The 17,728-nt window shown below is 45.1% G+C and carries 15 protein-coding genes; 6 read left to right on the forward strand and 9 right to left on the reverse strand.

Annotation, left to right across the window (positions count from 1 at the left end; all coding sequences use genetic code 11):
• Genes NI465_RS09510 through NI465_RS09525 form a run of 4 tightly spaced genes read left to right on the forward strand, consistent with a single transcriptional unit; the run spans window position 1 to window position 3,569 of the window.
• Complete coding sequence (locus NI465_RS09510; protein ID WP_004278263.1) at window positions 1–825, forward strand: acetyl-CoA carboxylase carboxyltransferase subunit alpha; 825 nt, start codon at window positions 1–3, stop codon at window positions 823–825.
• Entirely contained in the window at window positions 762–2,138 is a 1,377-nt protein-coding gene (gene tilS / locus NI465_RS09515; RefSeq protein ID WP_081400833.1) for a tRNA lysidine(34) synthetase TilS, read from the forward strand. Before NI465_RS09510 ends, tilS begins: the two co-directional genes overlap by 64 nt.
• Window positions 2,139–2,140: 2 nt before the next feature.
• Window positions 2,141–2,980 (forward strand): pyrroline-5-carboxylate reductase, encoded by an 840-nt coding sequence (proC, locus tag NI465_RS09520; RefSeq protein ID WP_004278260.1) that lies wholly within the window; start codon window positions 2,141–2,143, stop codon window positions 2,978–2,980.
• Window positions 2,981–2,999: 19 nt separating this feature from the next.
• Entirely contained in the window at window positions 3,000–3,569 is a 570-nt protein-coding gene (locus NI465_RS09525) for a YggT family protein (protein WP_004278259.1), read from the forward strand.
• Window positions 3,570–3,822: 253 nt separating this feature from the next.
• Here NI465_RS09525 and polA read toward each other — a convergent pair whose 3' ends face one another.
• Window positions 3,823–6,585: a DNA polymerase I gene (polA, locus tag NI465_RS09530; RefSeq protein WP_005250802.1), complete on the reverse strand. Its 2,763-nt coding sequence runs from the start codon at window positions 6,583–6,585 to the stop codon at window positions 3,823–3,825.
• Between the two features lie 161 nt (window positions 6,586–6,746).
• Here polA and NI465_RS09535 point away from each other — a divergent pair, with 161 nt between their 5' ends.
• A complete protein-coding gene (locus NI465_RS09535) occupies window positions 6,747–9,455 on the forward strand; it encodes a DUF2339 domain-containing protein (RefSeq protein ID WP_253145113.1) in 2,709 nt (902 codons plus the stop codon).
• A gap of 47 nt (window positions 9,456–9,502) precedes the next feature.
• On the opposite strand, the gene NI465_RS09540 is transcribed toward NI465_RS09535, so the two are convergent.
• Window positions 9,503–10,426: a mechanosensitive ion channel family protein gene (locus NI465_RS09540; protein WP_005250806.1), complete on the reverse strand. Its 924-nt coding sequence runs from the start codon at window positions 10,424–10,426 to the stop codon at window positions 9,503–9,505.
• Between the two features lie 9 nt (window positions 10,427–10,435).
• Window positions 10,436–11,215 (reverse strand): DUF432 domain-containing protein, encoded by a 780-nt coding sequence (locus tag NI465_RS09545; RefSeq protein WP_086044916.1) that lies wholly within the window; start codon window positions 11,213–11,215, stop codon window positions 10,436–10,438.
• A 144-nt stretch (window positions 11,216–11,359) separates the two neighbouring features.
• On the opposite strand from NI465_RS09545, the gene gspE reads away from it, so the two are divergent.
• A complete protein-coding gene (gene gspE / locus NI465_RS09550) occupies window positions 11,360–12,847 on the forward strand; it encodes a type II secretion system ATPase GspE (RefSeq protein WP_253145115.1) in 1,488 nt (495 codons plus the stop codon).
• Between the two features lie 50 nt (window positions 12,848–12,897).
• Here gspE and NI465_RS09555 read toward each other — a convergent pair whose 3' ends face one another.
• The 6 genes from NI465_RS09555 to NI465_RS09580 form a co-directional block, all read right to left on the reverse strand.
• Complete coding sequence (locus tag NI465_RS09555; RefSeq protein WP_180087057.1) at window positions 12,898–13,290, reverse strand: DUF4951 domain-containing protein; 393 nt, start codon at window positions 13,288–13,290, stop codon at window positions 12,898–12,900.
• 183 nt (window positions 13,291–13,473) lie between these two features.
• Entirely contained in the window at window positions 13,474–13,899 is a 426-nt protein-coding gene (locus NI465_RS09560) for an organic hydroperoxide resistance protein (protein ID WP_004732917.1), read from the reverse strand.
• A 102-nt stretch (window positions 13,900–14,001) separates the two neighbouring features.
• Window positions 14,002–14,829 carry a carbon-nitrogen hydrolase family protein gene (locus NI465_RS09565; RefSeq protein WP_005250811.1) on the reverse strand — a complete coding sequence of 276 codons (828 nt, stop codon included), beginning with the start codon at window positions 14,827–14,829 and terminating at the stop codon, window positions 14,002–14,004.
• A 20-nt stretch (window positions 14,830–14,849) separates the two neighbouring features.
• Window positions 14,850–15,368 carry an anti-anti-sigma factor GigB gene (gene gigB, locus NI465_RS09570; RefSeq protein ID WP_004647542.1) on the reverse strand — a complete coding sequence of 173 codons (519 nt, stop codon included), beginning with the start codon at window positions 15,366–15,368 and terminating at the stop codon, window positions 14,850–14,852.
• 112 nt (window positions 15,369–15,480) lie between these two features.
• Entirely contained in the window at window positions 15,481–16,449 is a 969-nt protein-coding gene (gene gigA / locus NI465_RS09575) for an RsbU family protein phosphatase GigA (protein WP_004732911.1), read from the reverse strand.
• A 103-nt stretch (window positions 16,450–16,552) separates the two neighbouring features.
• On the reverse strand, window positions 16,553–17,452 hold the full coding sequence (locus tag NI465_RS09580; RefSeq protein ID WP_005250813.1) for an MlaA family lipoprotein: 900 nt from the start codon (window positions 17,450–17,452) through the stop codon (window positions 16,553–16,555).
• Window positions 17,453–17,728: the final 276 nt, after the last annotated feature.

A 17,728-nucleotide genomic window follows, 5' to 3' on the forward strand; every position in this document is an offset into this window, starting at 1 on the left:
ATGAAAAATAAAGCAACTCCATCAAAAGCATGGGCGACAGTGCAGATTGCACGTCATCCAGAACGTCCACAATTCCTGGACTATGTGGGTGAAATATTCACTGAATTTGATGCTTTACATGGTGACCGCCTATATGGTGATGATGGCGCGATGATCGGTGGTCTGGCTCGTTTTGATGGTCAACCGGTGATGATCGTCGGTCAGCATCGTGGTCGTAGTACCCGTGAAAAATTACAGCATAATTTCGGCATGAGTAACCCGGAAGGTTATCGTAAGGCACAGCGTCTGCTAGACATGGCAGAGCGTTTCAATCTTCCAGTATTCACCTTTATTGATACTATGGGTGCTTATCCGGGTGTCGGTGCAGAAGAACGTGGTCAGGCTGAAGCGATTGCCACCAGTCTGGCTCAGCTTTCTAACTTGAAAGTACCTGTGATTGCAACTGTACTGGGTGAAGGCGGTTCAGGGGGTGCGCTGGGTATTGGGGTGGCAGACCGTGTGGTGATGCTCTCTCACAGTATTTATTCGGTGATTTCACCGGAAGGCTGTGCCTCAATTCTCTGGAAAACCGCTGAAAAAGCTGAACAGGCCAGTGAAGCCTTGGCTCTGACTGCAGAAAAATTGCAGAAAATGGGTATTGTAGAATATGTGGTGGATGAAGGTGAGGGTGCTCATTTAAATCCGGATCAGGTCATGAACAGCTTGAAAGCAGTGCTGAAAGAAGCTTTGAATGAACTACAACCAATGGAAGCGCAAGCACGATGCGAAGCACGTTACCAACGTTTAATGAAGTTTGGCAGCGACAATTTAGGTCTGGTTTCTTAAAACAGCTGCAGGACTTTCCTGCAGAGACAAAATTTCTCATCGGATGCAGTGGCGGCGTAGATTCTATGCTGTTGCTGCATCTGATGTTTTTTTTATGCCCGGAAAAAGTCCGGGCAATTTATGTGGATCATCAGCTGCAAAGTATCAGTAGTGCATGGGGCACTTTTGTTCAGCAGCAGTGTCGGCAACTGAATATTCCCTGTATCATTCAGCCCGTCAATGTCGCCAGTGGCAATTTGGAACAGCAAGCGCGCAATTCACGTTATCAGGCCTATCTGCAACATTTACAAGCGGATGAAATGTTGGTGCTGGCACACCATCAACAAGATCAGGCGGAAACCCTAATGTTGCGTTTATTGTCTGGCGCCGGCGTTGATGGTTTAGCAGCCATGAAACAGATCGATATACGTGAAAATCTGACGATTTGGCGGCCACTACTGAATATTTCCCGTGAGCAGATTTGCCAATGGGCATCAGATCTGAATATTGAGAATATTGAAGATCCGACCAATGATGATACCCATTATGACCGGGCCTGGGCACGCCAGACCCTGTGGCCGGTATTAAGCGGACGTTATCCTAAAATGCAGGCCGCCTTGGTGCGAGCCAGTGAGCTGATGCAGGATGCTCAAGATATTTTACAAGAAGTGCTGCAACAGGATTTAGCGTCTTGTGGGACTGAAACGCAGCTTGATCTTGGTGAATTTCTACAGCTTTCAAAATCAAGACAACATCAATTACTCTCTGCCTGGATGAAAGGTAAACAACAGTATCGTCCATCCTTGGATATGGTGGAGCGTTTGCAGCGCGAAGTGATTTATGCCAAGCAAGATGCTCAGGCGGCATTGCATTGGCAAGGCTTTTACTATGTACGCTATCAGCAGCAATTATATCGTTTGGCCGCAGAGATCTATTTAGCTGATCAACAACAAGTTCAAACTAGCCCGAAAACTATAAAATTCGCTTTAAAAGACAGCGTGCAGGTTTTGTCAGGGAAATTTATCATTCAGCCTGCACAGTTAGGTTTATCGGCTGCATTATTGCAGCAACCTTTGCATTTGCAGCAGCGTCAGGGTGGCGAAAAAATTCATTTATATGGCCGTGTCGGTACCTGGCCACTGAAAAAAGCCATTCAGGAAGCGCAAATATTTCCTTGGGCTCGGCATACTATTCAAATATTAAGCACAGATAATGTTATGCTAGGCGTGTTTACCCCTAAAGGATTTTGGTTGGCCCAATCTGCATATTGTGAAGCAGGCGGATGGCTACCGATTTCAGTTTCTTCAACTTTAGAACTCAACGATGAGCATTGAACATGAGTGCAGCTTTAAATTGTAATATCTGTTTTATTGGTGGCGGTAATATGGCCCAAGCCTTAATTGGCGGTCTGATTTCACGTGGTTTGCCAGCAACACGTATTACAGTTTCTGATCCGGTCGAAAAAGTCCGTGCTTTATTGGCGGAAAAAGAAATTAATGTGACCGGGGATAATAGCGCTGCAATTCAGGATGCAGATATCGTTGTGTTGGCGGTAAAACCTCAGGTCTTGGCTCAAGTGCTGCAACCTTTAAAAGGTCTGGTTAATAATAAACTGATTATTTCCATTGTCGCCGGTGCGGAAATAGCTACATTGTCAGCATTGTTGGGGACAGAGCGTATTGTTCGGGTCATGCCGAACACGCCAGCATTGGTACAGACCGGAGCACATGGTTTATATGCTAATGCATCTGTAGAAACGAGTGATCGTGAGCTGGCAAGTCAGGTTTTGGCGTCGACCGGGCTGACCATTTGGGTCGAATCAGAAGCACAAATTGATGCAGTCACTGCAGTCTCGGGTTCGGGTCCAGCTTACTTTTTCTATATGATGGAAAGTATGATTCGTGCGGGTAAAAATTTAGGTCTGGATGAAAAAGTTGCAACTGCACTCACCTTGCAGACGGCTTTAGGGGCGGCACAAATGGCCATCACCAGTTCAAATACACCGGCTGAGCTACGTAAAAACGTTACCTCTCCAAATGGAACGACTCAGGCAGCACTAGAGGTGTTCGACCGCGCGCAAATTTCTCAGAATATTCAGGCAGCACTTGCTGCTGCGCAAAAACGCAGTCAGGAACTGGCACAAGAGCTCAGTGAAAGCAGCAAATCTTCAGTTTAATTTTTAGGAACGTTCAAGTATGGGTGCAAATTCTGCGCTAATTTTTGGCATTATCATTAACGTCGCGATTTTGCTCGTATTCTTCCGATTTTTAATGCAACTGGCAGCGGTCAGTCCTTACAATCCTGTGGTTCTTTCTACCGTGAAAGCCACTAAAATTGTAGATGTATTTGGTCGAATTTTCCCAACTTTGGCCAAAGGTCGAGTCAGTACTGCTGCTTTGGCATTACTGGTCGTGCTCTATCTGCTTAAAATTTTTGGCATGATGTATCTGTCAGGGGGGATGCCGAATGGGCCTGTCCATCTGATTATTCTGACTTTTGTTACCATGATGCAGGATCTTATCCGTTTCTGTCGTTATTTGATTTTCGCTACGATTATCTTAAGTTGGGTGGTGATGTTTACTCAGTCTCGTTCGCCTTATATTGAAGTCGTGCAAGAGCTGGCTGAGCCTTTACTGGCGCCATTCCGTCGTATCATGCCAAATATGGGGATGATTGACCTTTCTCCAATCTTCGCTATTTTAACTTTGATTATTATCGAAATGATTATGAACCAGGTGGCGATTGTATTGCTTACCGGTCTTTAATCGGATCCAAATAAAAAGGACGCTGAGGCGTCCTTTTTTATTTGCTCCTCCCTTTAGAAAAGGGAAGTTGGGAAGGATTTGTTAAACTTCCCAAACGGTGAACAAGTTTTAATCGCAGTACAAGAAGATGGGATATTAACCTCTCCCTAACCCTAACCCTAACCCTCTCCTGAGAGGAGAGGGGATACCTTTAAAATAATATTGGTTTTCACTCTCTCTCCCAGAGGGGGGAGGGCTGGGGTGAGGAAACCCTTTAATGCGCCTCATCCCAGTTTTTGCCTTTACCCACTTCTACCACCAATGGTACAGAAATCTGCAATACCGATTGCATCACTTCAGCCAGTTTAGGTGCCAGTTCATCGGCAATGTCTTCATCGACTTCAAACACCAGTTCATCGTGAACTTGCAGCAGCATTTTGGCCTGATCTTTCGGCAACATCTTGTCGACTTCAATCATCGCCATTTTAATGATATCCGCAGCTGAACCTTGTAGCGGGGCATTAATCGCAGCACGTTCTGCCGCTTTACGCACCATCATATTACGGGCATCGATATCTGGAGTATATAAACGGCGTCCGAGCAGGGTTTCAACAAAACCCTGTTCTAATGCGACCTGACGGGTACGTTGCATATAGTCATAAATGCCCGGATAACGATGGAAATACTGCTTGATATAATCCTGTGATTCCTGACGGGTAAAGCCCAACTGACGGATCAAACCAAATTCGGACATACCGTAAAGTAGCCCGAAGTTGACGGCCTTGGCCTGACGACGCTGGTCATTGGTCACTTCTTCCAAAGGAATGCCTAGAACTTCAGCTGCGGTACGGCGGTGTACATCCTGACCGTGAATAAAGGCATCTAGCAAGGCTTCATCCTGAGATAAATGAGCCATGAGACGCAATTCAATTTGTGAGTAATCGGCTGCCAGCAAAACACGACCTTCCGGTGCCACAAACGCCTTGCGGATTTGACGGCCAATTTCGGCACGAATCGGAATGTTCTGCAGGTTTGGATCAGTCGATGATAAACGGCCAGTTGCAGTCAATGCCTGATGATAACTGGTATGCACACGGTGGGTATCAGGATTGGCCTGTTTGCATAAGCCATCGGTATAGGTACTTTTCAGCTTGGACAAGCCACGATATTCTAGAATCAGCTGGGCAATCGGATGTTCAATTTTTTCCAGTACACTTTCACTGGTACTGTATTGTCCGGTGGTGGTTTTTTTACCGCCTTTTAGACCCAGCTTTTCAAATAACACTTCACCGACTTGTTTAGGTGAGCTGACATTAAAGCTTTCCCCTGCAATTTCCATGATCTGGTTTTCCAGATTTTGCATGGTGTTGGAGAATTCGCCCCCAAGCTGATCCAGAAAAGCCAGATCCAGTTCGATGCCGTTTTCTTCCATTTGCGTCAGTACACGTGCGACCGGAACTTCAATATTATGCAGAATATTCACCAGTTCAGGATGTGCCTGTAATTTGCTGCTCAAGACTTCATAAAGACGATAGGTAACATGTGCATCTTCTGCAGCATAATGCGCTGCAGTTTCAAGTGGAATCTGGTTGAAGGTCTTCTGTTTGGCGCCTTTACCGGCCACCTGTTCATAAGTCGTGGTCAGATGACTCAAATACAGACGGGCCACATCATCCATGCCATGACGAGTCGCGACGGAATTCAGGACATAGGAAGCCAGCATGGTGTCGAAATACCAGCCTGCCAGATGAATACCATGATTTTCCAGTACATGTGCATCATATTTCAGATGATGACCAATTTTCTTTACAGACTCATCTTCCAGAATTGGTTTGATCTGCGCCAGAATTACTTCACGATTCAGCTGTTCCGGTGCGCCTTCATAATCATGTGCCAAGGGAACATAGTAGGCATCTTGCGCATCGAAGGCGACCGAGAAACCGACAATCTGTGCAATACGATAATCCAGACTGGTGGTTTCGGTATCAAAGGCAAAACGTTTTTCGGTACTTAAGCGTTCAAACAGTGTGTCCCAATCTTGTTGGTTTAATACCGTGTGATAGGTGGCTTGTCCTAACTGGTCATCACTGCTGGTCACAGACGCATGGTCTTCCAGAGGTTCTGGTGCTGTAACCGCTTTGGCGTTAATAGATTTTGCTGCTTGCTGGTAATTTGAATTATTCGGGTTGTTCGGGTGATCTAAGGACTGCAGCTGGTTACGGAATTCCAGCTCGGTGTACAAATGACGCAAGGTCTCGATATTTGGCTCACCCAGTTTTAAATCGTCATAACCAAAATTAAGATCCAGATCGATGACAATACTGGCCAGCTGATGGTCCAGTGCAATGCCATCGACATGTTCTTTAATATTTTGACCGACTTTGCCTTTGATCTTGTCGACATTTTCTAAAATGCCGCCGATCGAGCCATATTCAGTGAGCAGTTTTGCTGCCGTTTTGGCACCTACACCTGGCACGCCCATAATGCCATCTGATGCATCGCCCATCAGGGTGAGATAGTCAATAATCTGATTCGGCCAGACGCCAAACTTTTCAAACACACCGTCGACATCCAGCGGTTTTTCTTTAAAGCTGTCTTCCAGGGTGACTTTTTCGGTCACCAGTTGTGCCATATCTTTATCGCCCGTAGAGATCAGCACCTGATGTCCCATCGCCTCGGCACGTTTGGCCAGTGTCCCAATAATGTCATCGGCTTCGGCGCCCGGTAAGGTATGCAGCGGAATGCCCAAAGCGCGGATCAAGGCATGCAGATAAGGAATCTGTTCGGATAATTCCGTTGGCATGCTGGGACGGTCACCTTTATAAATCGGTGACAGCTCATGCCGGAAGGTCGGTTCTGGGGTATCAAAAATTACCGCCATATGGGTCGGTTGGGTCCGGCGCATCAGTTTTTGAATAGCAGAAATCGCACCACGAATTGCATTGGTATGTAAACCGGTTGACGTGGTTAATGGTGGCAGTGCGTGAAAGGCACGAAATAAAAAGTAAGAGCCATCGACCAAGACAAATGGTGGCATGTAATCAATTCCTTATTCAAAATACAGCGCTATTGTACGTGATTTTTACCGCGCTCGCTGAGACGAGTCTGAGTTTACAGCTTAGCGAATATCGGTCGAAGATGAAATAAGCAGCACAAGCTGTTGTATGATGGAACGATTCAGGAAAGAGAAATATAAGAATGGCTGCAGGACGGAATGAGTTGCGCATGATCTGGCTGATTACCTTGCTGATTGCCGGGATCAGTGCCTGGTATCTAGGTTATCAGATTGTGACTTATCTGTGTGGTTTGGGTTTTATCTTTAGCGTGATGCAATATGTCACTGCGGTAGAAGCACCGCTGAATCAATTGGCCGCACAGCAGCAAATGTCCCTAGAACGCAATTCTAAAGTTCCTTTATATATTTCTTCAATTACTGCCATTGTTGGTGGACTGGCTGAACTGGATTGGCTGATGGGCATCGGGATTACGACCTGGGTATTCTTTTTGCTCAGGTGGCTGCAACGTCTGGAAGGGCGCTTGATACAGCTGCAATCACAATCCCATTCTGCCAATCCCTTACAGCGATCACCGGATCGATCCGATTCTGTTCCATTCGTGAAAACTGAGTCTGCCCAAGAGGTAAACGACTCTCCTCATCTGGTAGATCAACTGCAGCGCTGGCTTTTCCAGGGGAATCCAGTCTTAAAAGTCGCGATTAGTATTTTGGTGATTGGGATTATTTTACTGCTGCGTTTTGCCACTGAGCACTGGCAACTCAGTCTGGCTGCAAAATTGGGCCTGGTTGCACTGGCAAGTGGGTGTATAGCAGGTCTGGGTTATCGCCTGGTGCAGAAAAATCGGAGTTTTGCTCTGGCACTGGAAGGACTGGGTTTAGGGAGTCTGTTCCTGACCTTATTTTTTGCCTATTACAATCTGGTGATTCCCACGTTACCGTTGGCAACATTGCTATTTCTCATTATTCTGGCCATCACTCTATATTTAAGCCTGAAACAGGAAAGCATCGAACTGGCTTTGATGGCTTTGCTGATTGCTTATCTGGCGCCGTTTACCTTACCGACCCGCGATGCTTCTGCCGTTGAGCTGATCAGCTATTATCTGCTGATCAATATCGGGGTGGCAGTGCTGAGCAGTTTCCGGCCATGGAAGATTCTCAATCAAATTGCCTTTTTAGTGACTGCGGTCGTTGGCGGGATATATAGCCTGATTCATGGTTATACATATGAGCGTTATGCCATGACTGCGTTGATTCTGGCACATAGTGCGTTGTTTATCTGGCTAGGTTTCCGCTTTAGCCAGTTGCTAGCACGACAGGATCTCTCACGTTTTCAGTTAAAACCGGTATTGGACTTAGCGCTGATTTTTGCTGCACCGATCACGGCATATATTTTTCTGTATCTGATTCATTTTAATCAGCCCAATCAAAAACTCTGGCAAGCTGGATTAAGCCTGTTCTTTGCACTGGTCTTTGCCGCTTGCTGGACACTGCTGCGCCGTAAACAAACTATCCTGCTCATTTCGCAGAGCTATCTGAGCCTGATGCTGATTTTTCTCGCCTTGGTGCCCCCGATCTTATTGACAGAACAATGGAGTGTGATTGGCTGGGCAGTTGAAGGTGTGCTGATTTATTTATGGGCCTTGGAAAAAAATGTCCGGGTAGCACACTATCTGAGCATGGGCTTATTGCTGATGGCCGGATTCAGCAGCCTGTATTATCTGGTCGAGATTAATCCAACACCGCGAATAATTTTCTGGATTTTGAGTCTGTGCTATGTGGCAGTCGTGGTCATCAGTCAGCTTAAAAAGCAGTACCAGCAGCAGATGAATAGTCTGAGTGTCAGTTTTTTAAGCAGCCTAAGTGTCGCGGCCAGTTTGATGCTATTTGCCTTGCTGGAAGATGAATTTCCGAGTCAGCATGCCTATGTGCTGAGTTTATTTATCATCACACTGGGGTATGTAATGTTCAATGAAATGATCCTGCGCAAAAATCAGGAGTGGTCATGGTTACTGCCGAAGTGGAGTGGCATCTCGCCCTTGCTGGTCATTGCGGCGATTCTAACTCTGGATCGCAGTCAGAATGCGGTGATTGTCTGGAATAGTGATCTGGAACGTGGGGTTTCTGCACTTTCAACGATATTATTGGCCATTCTGTGGCTTAGACCGCTGGCTGGCTTGCAGCTCTCCAAAGAATGGATGAGCTTTGGCGTTTTTAGCAGTCTGGCTCTGGCAAGTTTATGCCTGATCCCGAACATGCCTTATCTGAGCATGGTGATTTTACCTTTATTATTCTGCCTGTGGTGCTATCGGCAGGATGTGCAGTCAGGTTGGCAGCAGCTTTGGCAAACCAAGAGCTGTTTATTGCTGATGGCAACTTGGCTGGTTTGTTCACAGCTGTTTAGCCAGCAAGCCTTTCAATATTACTGGCTGCCGATTCTGAATCCTTTTGACCTGATCAGTATCGCCATGTTTGCCAGTTTTATCTGGATGCTGTTACAGCAAATCAAGGTGGGACGTGATAAAGGCATGATCGCAGTTTTAATGGTACTAAGTCTGTTATGGCTTTCCAGTTATATTGTTTTAAGAGCTTTACATGTGTACCTGCAGACGCCGTTTAATGAGCTGGCATTATGGAGCAATGCGACGGTTCAGCTTAGTCTAACCATACTTTGGGTATTACTCGCCTGGATTACCATGTGGACAGCAACGCTCAAAAAACTGAAACTGATGTGGATTTTAGGCGGCAGTATTCTGGTGATTGTGACCTTGAAGCTCGTACTATTTGACCTGTCACATATTGGCACCCTGACCCGGGTGATTTCCTTCTTGCTGGCGGGCGGGGTGATGCTACTGATTGCTTATATTGCGCCGATGCCGGAGAGGGAGCTTTGAATCCTCTCCCTAACCCTCTCCTTTAAAAAGGAGAGGGAATCTAAGGGTTATTTCAGATCAGGCTCTCTTTTGAGGGCCTTTTCATTGGCATATTGATCGATTTCTTCATTTTCCAAAGGACGGGAAAGTGGATGATCGACAAAGCCCATTTTTGGCACCGGAATTTCAATCTGGTTATCTACAAAGCCGTTGCGAATCCGTTCCTGCATTTCATCACGAACTTTCAGGTAGTTTTCCTGTTGGCACCACACTGCAAACAGCAGTTCAATCGAAGATTCACGGAAAGCGGTAACGGTGACTGCAGGTTTCGGGTCGGCCAGTACCAGTGGATATTTATTGGCAACGTCCAGCAGAACTTCGCGTACCTTGATAATATTTTCATGGAAATTGATCGCCAACGTAATCGGAATCCGCCGTATCGGAAATTTCGACAAGTTCTGCACCGGTGCCCGAATTAGCTGTTCATTCGGTAAACGCACATAGATATTATCTTGGGTCAAAAGTTTAACCGAGAGCAGATCAATCGAAATCACTTCGCCTTCAATGGTATGCCCACGAATCAAGGTAATCTGGATTGTATCACCGACTTCAAAAGAACCTTCACCAATCAGGAACAGGCCACTGATCAGGTTGGATGCTGAGGTTTGCGAAGCAAAACCCAGTGCGACCGTTAAAATTCCGGCAGCGCCAAGGAAGACACTGAGTTTAAAACCAGCCTCTTTCAGACTGGCCATCACAAATAGCAGGAAGATAAAATAGAAAATCCCGCGGCGCCAGACCAGTTTTTGATGGGCATTAAAACGGACACCAATAGTGCGAATAAAGGTATTGGAAATAAAGCGCGCAATCAGGAAACCAATAAAGCACAACACCACCGCCACCAAAACTTCGGTCAAACGATCGGTATTGATATTGGTAAATACTCCCTTCAGGCTATTGGTGACTTCGGTCGGAATATTTGAACTTGGCATCAGACGCCCTTAGAAAAATGAATCAAACATATTAAATAAAGCGCCTGCCGGATCGCGCGGTGGATGCAGATAGGCGACTTCGCCGGCATTCGGCGGCGTGCGGTTTTCCACCCGGATCCGCGGTGGACGATCCGAACTCTCATGCAAGACCCGGATTTGCGAGGTCCATAAGCGGCCGGTACTTTCACTGTAAAAAAGCGGCAGGGCAGGCACTGGCACATTCATTCGGTCAAAGCGCAATTGCTGGTTACTGGTATTGTGAAACTCAATCGGCGTGACTGCACGAAAGGCTCGCGGATGTAACTGTTTCAGTTCGGTTCTGCCATCGACTGCGGTGGCATAGCAGATTTCCCCCGAGCGATGATTGGGTCCAAACCAGGTGTCTTTTGGCAAGATTACCGGCAAATCGAAAATCGGTTCGCGCTGCCCCTCGACAAAACCGGCAATCCATAAAGGCGTGCTGATATAAAGTGTACCGCGCTGTCCGGCAGGAATATAAATCGGATCGACCGGCTTGATCACCACAGAACGGTCTGCAAGACGTGGCATCAGTTGCAATTTGTTTTGCGTGGATTTGAACATATAGCGTTCAATTTTCACGGGCGGTGGAAAGGCAAAATTCGGATCATCAATCTGATGCCATTGCTGCTCATAATCGTATTGCACGGAAGGGCGGAAATATTCCAGTCGCCATTCCTGAATCCCTCGGGTCAGGCGAAACAGCAAGGAGCCAAACTGCCAGGCCTTGGATTGATTTATTTCAAAATTCTGTTCTCCCCACCAGCGCATTTTTGCTGTATTCGGGATTAATTCATCTTTATCTTGCGGCAATCTTGGCACCCTTTCTTGCTAAATCTTTGAAAACATACTTCACGCTGTCATATGCTTAGAGTACACTCAATTTAAATTTTTTCATCATTATTATAATCCGCGATGCAAGTACTTAAACAATTACAAATCCCATATAGCTTCGCCAAGCGCCATGGTGTGCTGTTGCGTTATGAGGGAGATCAGGCCTTTATTCTGCGTCGTGACAATACCTCAATGCTTGCATTGCAGGAAGCCCGCCGTCTGCTCGGCTATCCGGCTCATTTTCAACTCTGTAGCGAACAGGAATTTAATCAGTTACTCAGTTCCAGTTTTGCCGGAGATAGCGGCGAGTCACAACAGGTGGCTGCCGGTCTGGAAGATCATCCGGATTTACTCAGCCTGGCCGATTCCGTACCTGAAGCTGAAGACTTGATGGATCAGGAAGATGATGCACCGATTGTCCGTCTGATCAATGCATTGCTCTCAGAGGCGATTCGTGTCGGGGCTTCCGATATTCATATTGAATCTTTTGAGAAAAAACTGTCGGTGCGTTTACGGGTCGATGGCCAGTTACGCGAAATTGTCCAGCCACGTCGTGAACTGGCACCACTCTTGGTTTCACGGATTAAAGTCATGGCCAAACTGGATATTGCGGAAAAGCGTATTCCACAAGATGGCCGTATTTCTTTGCGTCTGGCGGGGCGTGAAGTTGATGTGCGTGTATCCACTTTGCCTTCTTCTTATGGTGAACGTGTGGTGATGCGTCTGCTGGACAAGCAGGCTGGCCGTTTAAACATGACCCATTTGGGCTTGATGAATAATGACTATGATCGACTCAAGACCCTAGTGCATCGCCCACATGGAATTATTCTGGTAACCGGCCCGACCGGTTCGGGTAAAACCACCACTTTATATGCGGCACTTTCTGATCTGAATGATGGTTCCAAAAATATCCTCACTGCTGAAGATCCGATTGAATATCAGCTGGAAGGGATTGGACAAACGCAGGTCAATACCAAAGTGGATATGACCTTTGCCCGTGCGTTAAAAGCGATGTTACGTCAGGACCCGGATGTGGTCATGGTTGGTGAGATTCGTGATCTGGAAACCGCAGAAATTGCGGTGCAGGCATCCCTGACAGGACATCTGGTGTTATCCACCTTGCATACCAATACCGCGATTGGTGCGGTTACGCGCCTGAAAGATATGGGAATTGAACCATTTCTGCTGTCCAGTTCTTTAATCGGGGTAATTGCCCAACGTCTGGTGCGTACCTTGTGTCCACATTGCGCGACCTGGCATGAGGCAGATGCTTTCGAGAAGAATCTATTTGGCAATATTGAGCATCCCCAAGATTTAAGATTACCGCAACCTCAAGGCTGTGAACGTTGTGGCAATACTGGCTTTAGTGGCCGTACTGCAATTTATGAAATTGTCCCAGTCGATGATCATATGCGCCGTTTGATTCATGGCAATACGGCTGAATATGAAATCGAAAGCTATGTACGTCAGCAGTCAGGTTCCATTCGTGATGATGGTCTGCGTAAAGTATTGGCCGGAAAAACCACGATTGAAGAAGTATTGCGAGTAACCAACGAAGCGGCAGAATAATCTTTTAATCTATTACTTTCATTATAAGGATCATTAGGACTTTTGAATATTTACCAGAGACTGACGATTTTTTTCATGAGTTGTGCACGAAAAGGTGCAGTCGGATTGCCCGGATTGCGCAAAGTTTCATTTTCATAAAATGTCTGCCAGGCTTTTGCCATCGCTAAACTCAGTCCTGCCTGTTTCATTGTTTTAACATCTGCTCGATTGATATTAAGAAAACGAGCTTCGGCATCTTTGGGGCCAGCTCCCCAACCAATAATCCCTTTACCAAATTCAGGCAGAATCATATTGTTGGGTGTTGCAGGAATGGGCAGGCGTTCAATTTCAGTATTGAGCAGAGATTTTATTTTCGGACGGATTTTTTCTGAGAGATAAAGATCTGCAAAAGAGGTTGTAGCAGTGAGGAGCAGGAGAGAATTCAGAAGAACTAGTTTTAACATCAATATAAATCGAATAAATGTAAATAAGAATCATTATAGATAATTTCTTAAGTTTTTGCTGCAGTTTTCAAGTGGGGAAGAGAAGTAGCTTTTGACAAAAGATGAAGCGGGTAAATTTTGAAATTTATAATTGAAGTCTAGCTATCCTGAAACTTTTTTCAGGATAGCTGTTAAATAAAAAAATTAAGTAATTACGTTTAAGTTCACATCAATATTATTACGGGTCGCATTTGAGTATGGACAGACAATATGCGCAGCATCCACCAGTTTTTTTGCTTCTTCCTGATCCATGCCTTCAAGATGGATGTTTAATGTCACTTCGATCCCGAACCCGGTAGGAATCGGACCAATCCCAACATCACCTTCAATATAGGCATCTTTACTGATATTGAGCTTGTCACGATTGGCAACAAATTTCATTGCACCCAAGAAACAGGCGGAATAACCTGCGGCAAAGAGCTGTTCAGGATTGGTTCCACCGCCTGGTCCCCCCATTTCTTTAGGTACGGCCAATTGAACGTCCAGAATCTGATCGTCAGAAATGGCGCGGCCATCACGGCCCCCTGTGGCTTTGGCATGTGCGGTATAGACGGCTTTTTCTAATGACATGAGTTAAATCCCTGTTTATTTTTCGTAGAGCTTCTATGCTCGGTGATTTCACCTGAAGAATAAGCAGGGATTTTGTTATTTTATGCAAGCAAATGAAACGATTCAGGAAAGTTGAAGAAGTCTACGGTGTTGCATTAAAGGCATGGATTCACGCACTTTTTGCTGTTCATTTAAATCAAAGTCGACGGTGATGAGTTGAGCACCTTCTGCATGGATCATATTAAGAAGTTGTCCACGACTATTGGTGGCGGCTGCATGTCCCCAAGTCTGGCGTTTTTCTCCATGCCAGCCTTGTTGAGCTGCACCAAGCACCGAGCATTGGCTATCTAGAGCACGTGTTTGCAGAAGGAGCTGCCAGTGCATTTCACCTGTGGTATAAGTAAAAGCAGAAGGTGCGGTCAAGAGGTTTGCACCTTTAGCCCGCAGGTTTAACGCCAGTTCCGGAAAGCGCAGGTCGTAACAGACCATTAAACCAATATTACCAAAAGGGGTTTTGGCTACGACAACATCTGTGCCGGGTTCAAAGAATTTGGATTCCTGATAACCGCCTACAGCATCACCGACTTGCACATCAAACAGGTGAATTTTGTCATAACGCGCTTCGGTCCGTTCCGGACTGATACACAGGCTAACGGTACGCACCCGGCCATCCTCAATGATTGAACCATCCGGACGATAAGGGCAGGGTAATGTACCGGCAACGATCCAAGTGTCATATTGATGGGCAAGTTGTTCCAGACGCTGCTGAATCGCTTCAAATTGTGCAGCAGTTTCACGCTGTTTACCTGCTGCAAAACAGACAAAGTTTTCCGGGAAAACAATCAGTTCAGCCCCGTTGGCCTTACTTTGTTGAATTAAAGATTCAATCTCCACGAAATTGGCATCAATTTCATTTTGAGAATTCATTTGTACAACAGAAAGTAAAGTCATAGGGTCCTCTTATAAGATGGTTATACCTTTTGCTCGGAAATTTTATCTAAATTGTCTTGCTCTTTCTGTAGCTGTTTGACTAAAGGTTCAAACATGTTCTGATTGCTTTGATTCAGTTTCATCAAGGTTTTATGCGCATCCAGAACCGTATTCAGCATATTTTGATGCGTGACATGTTCTTCCATCAGCGCACGTGTGCAGACATTTGGATCACCACAATAATTCAGAATCACAAACACTTGGCTCAATCCCATACTGTTGGCCAAAGTGGTAATGTCAGAATTGGTAGAAAGCATGACAGCCTGAATATTGTGTACTTGCTTGAGTTTGAGTCCTAGTTTCGCTAAAACACCCAGTACGGTACTGTCAATGAAACTGGTTTCGGTGAGATCAACGATAGCGCCAACTACGTTGTCTTGCTGTTCAATTTTGTTCAGTAATTTGTCTAGACTAATACAAGATTGGGCACGCACTTCGCCGATAAGCTTAAAAATATGCGTTCCATTCAGACTTGCATATTCAACATGACCTGTTGACATATAAATGCCATTTGCAGAGAAGGATATTAAATTATCCCATAGGGTGTATTGATACTCAAGTGGCTGAAAGTAGTAATCAAATTAAGTGCTTATAAAGCCTGTAAATATACTGCTAATTTACGCGGATAAAGCTTAAAAAGGCGATATCGTCAGCCACATGTTCCGGAGCCTGAAAAGATTGATTCTGTAAATGGTGTAATAATTGCGAGAATTGTTCATTTAAACCACCATCAAAAGGTTCCAGTGCGCCATCCGAACAGATAATAAAGCGCGCATTGCGACTTAATACCCATTCATTTTCCTCAACTTCAAGATCTTCGGTTAAGCCCAAAGGGAAACTGCTGGAAGAGAGGATTTTAGGTTCTTGATTGGGTTCAAATATAATCGGTGGAGGATAATGTCCAGCGCTGGACCATTTTAATACATGGGTTTCCAGATTAAGAATCCCGGCAATCATGGTGATGTGCTTTTCAATATTTTCCTGCATCAGCATACCGTTCAGCTTCTTGATCAGCTCGCGCGGCGTCTTGGAGCGACCATGGAAAGCTGCCATCCAGGACGTGAGCAAACTACTGGTAACGCCATGTCCGGATACATCGGCCAAATAGAAAATCACTTCTTTGTCGCTGATTTTCCAATAATCATACCAATCCCCTGAAAGATAGGCTGAAGGCTGAAAATAGGTTTCGACCTCGTAATTGGTCAGTTCAATCGGATTCGGTAACAATTTTTTTTGTAGTTCTGCAGCAGAAGGCAGGTCACGGCTATCCTGGTTACGCTTATATTGTGCATCAATTTTTTGTAATGCCAGATCTGGATTCTCGGGAAGCTTGTTCCAGATCCAGCCGGCTAAAGCACCTTGTTCCCAGGCCTGAGCCAAAGCAGTACCTTCATTTTCTAAGGCCAGTACAATCGTAGGCAGATTCCACTTATATTTCAGATAATCATGTACATCTGCAATCGCAATAATCGTAGAGTCATACAGTTCATGATCATCCAGATAGATCATCTGAACATGAGGAAGCGTATCAAGTACTTGATCTAAGTAAGGAATATCACGAGTCGGTTGAATGAAATACATAAAAAAGTGATTCAATCCCAGGATTGGCTATAAGATGTACTATAACAAGCAAAGTATTGCTAGCGAACAGATTTTCACTAGCAATCATACATGAAGCTTAAACTTAAAGATCTTCGTTTGAAGATTCAATGTTGCTATCACTAGAAGGTGCATCATCAGAATTGTCATCTTCAAAATCATCTTCTAGGAACAGTGTATCTTGTTCTGTGCCTTTCTTTTCTGCAATTGCATAATTGGTACGTTGTAAATAAATATCGCGAATCTGCGCATAGCGATCGCCAGTCAGCACTCCTTCAACGTCCAGTATTTCTGAACGGGTATCGATGGCACGCCAAAACTGATCAGTCCAGTAAAGTCCATCTTCATCTTCGAGAATGTATTTTTGTGGACGAGCTTGACTATCTACAGCAGTACCGATTACGCCACGGACAGAACTTGGACCTAAAAATGGCAACATGATATAAGGGCCAGAAGGCACGCCATAATACCCTAAAGTAATTCCAAATTTTTCCTCTTCATGGCTCAAGCCAAGGCGACGCGCTGGATCAGCCAGTCCTAAAGTTGTTAAGGTGTTAATGGTAAAACGACCTAGGGATTTAGCAGCGCGGGCAGGACGACCTTGAATCAGCTGATTCACCACATTCCAAGGTTCACCTAGGTTACTGCGGAACTGGGTATAGCTGCCACGAACATCTTGAGGAACTTTTTCCACATATTGTACGGCTATGGGACGTACCACGGTGCGGTCAATCGCATCATTAAACTGATAGATCTTTCTATTTAACGGCTGAAAAGGATCTTTAACTTCCTCAGCCTGTGCTGCACTGGCATCAACTTTCAGTTGCGTTTGTAATTGTTGCGCTTTGGTTGATATCTTTGTTCTAAGCGGCGTTTTTGCAGGCTCGTTTTCCAGATTTTCCACACCGGTGGCCACCTCAGCGAAAACATGTGCGCTTGAAGCTAAAGAAATTAAGCATATAGATAAGTAAATAGAACGATGCATAAGGTAACCTGAGGCCTTTTCTGTGTAAGTAGCACTACTTATTAGTATGAAAATAATAAACGTTATATTCACGAATAGACATCATTTAAGCAAATTTGTATAAAAAATGAATGAAAACACACGAAAAGCTTAAAAAATATACATACAAAATGATTTTCTTGAAAAAGGTGTTGCAAGCCTTCTGAAATACTGTAGAATGCACATCCATCGGCGGTGATGAAGATTAAAACTTCTAATAAAACAGTGACTTAGTTAAGTTTGATTGAGTTGGGTTTT

It is taken from the genome of Acinetobacter lwoffii (assembly GCF_024129855.1).
In the GTDB taxonomy this organism is placed as follows: Bacteria; Pseudomonadota; Gammaproteobacteria; order Pseudomonadales; family Moraxellaceae; genus Acinetobacter; species Acinetobacter lwoffii_L.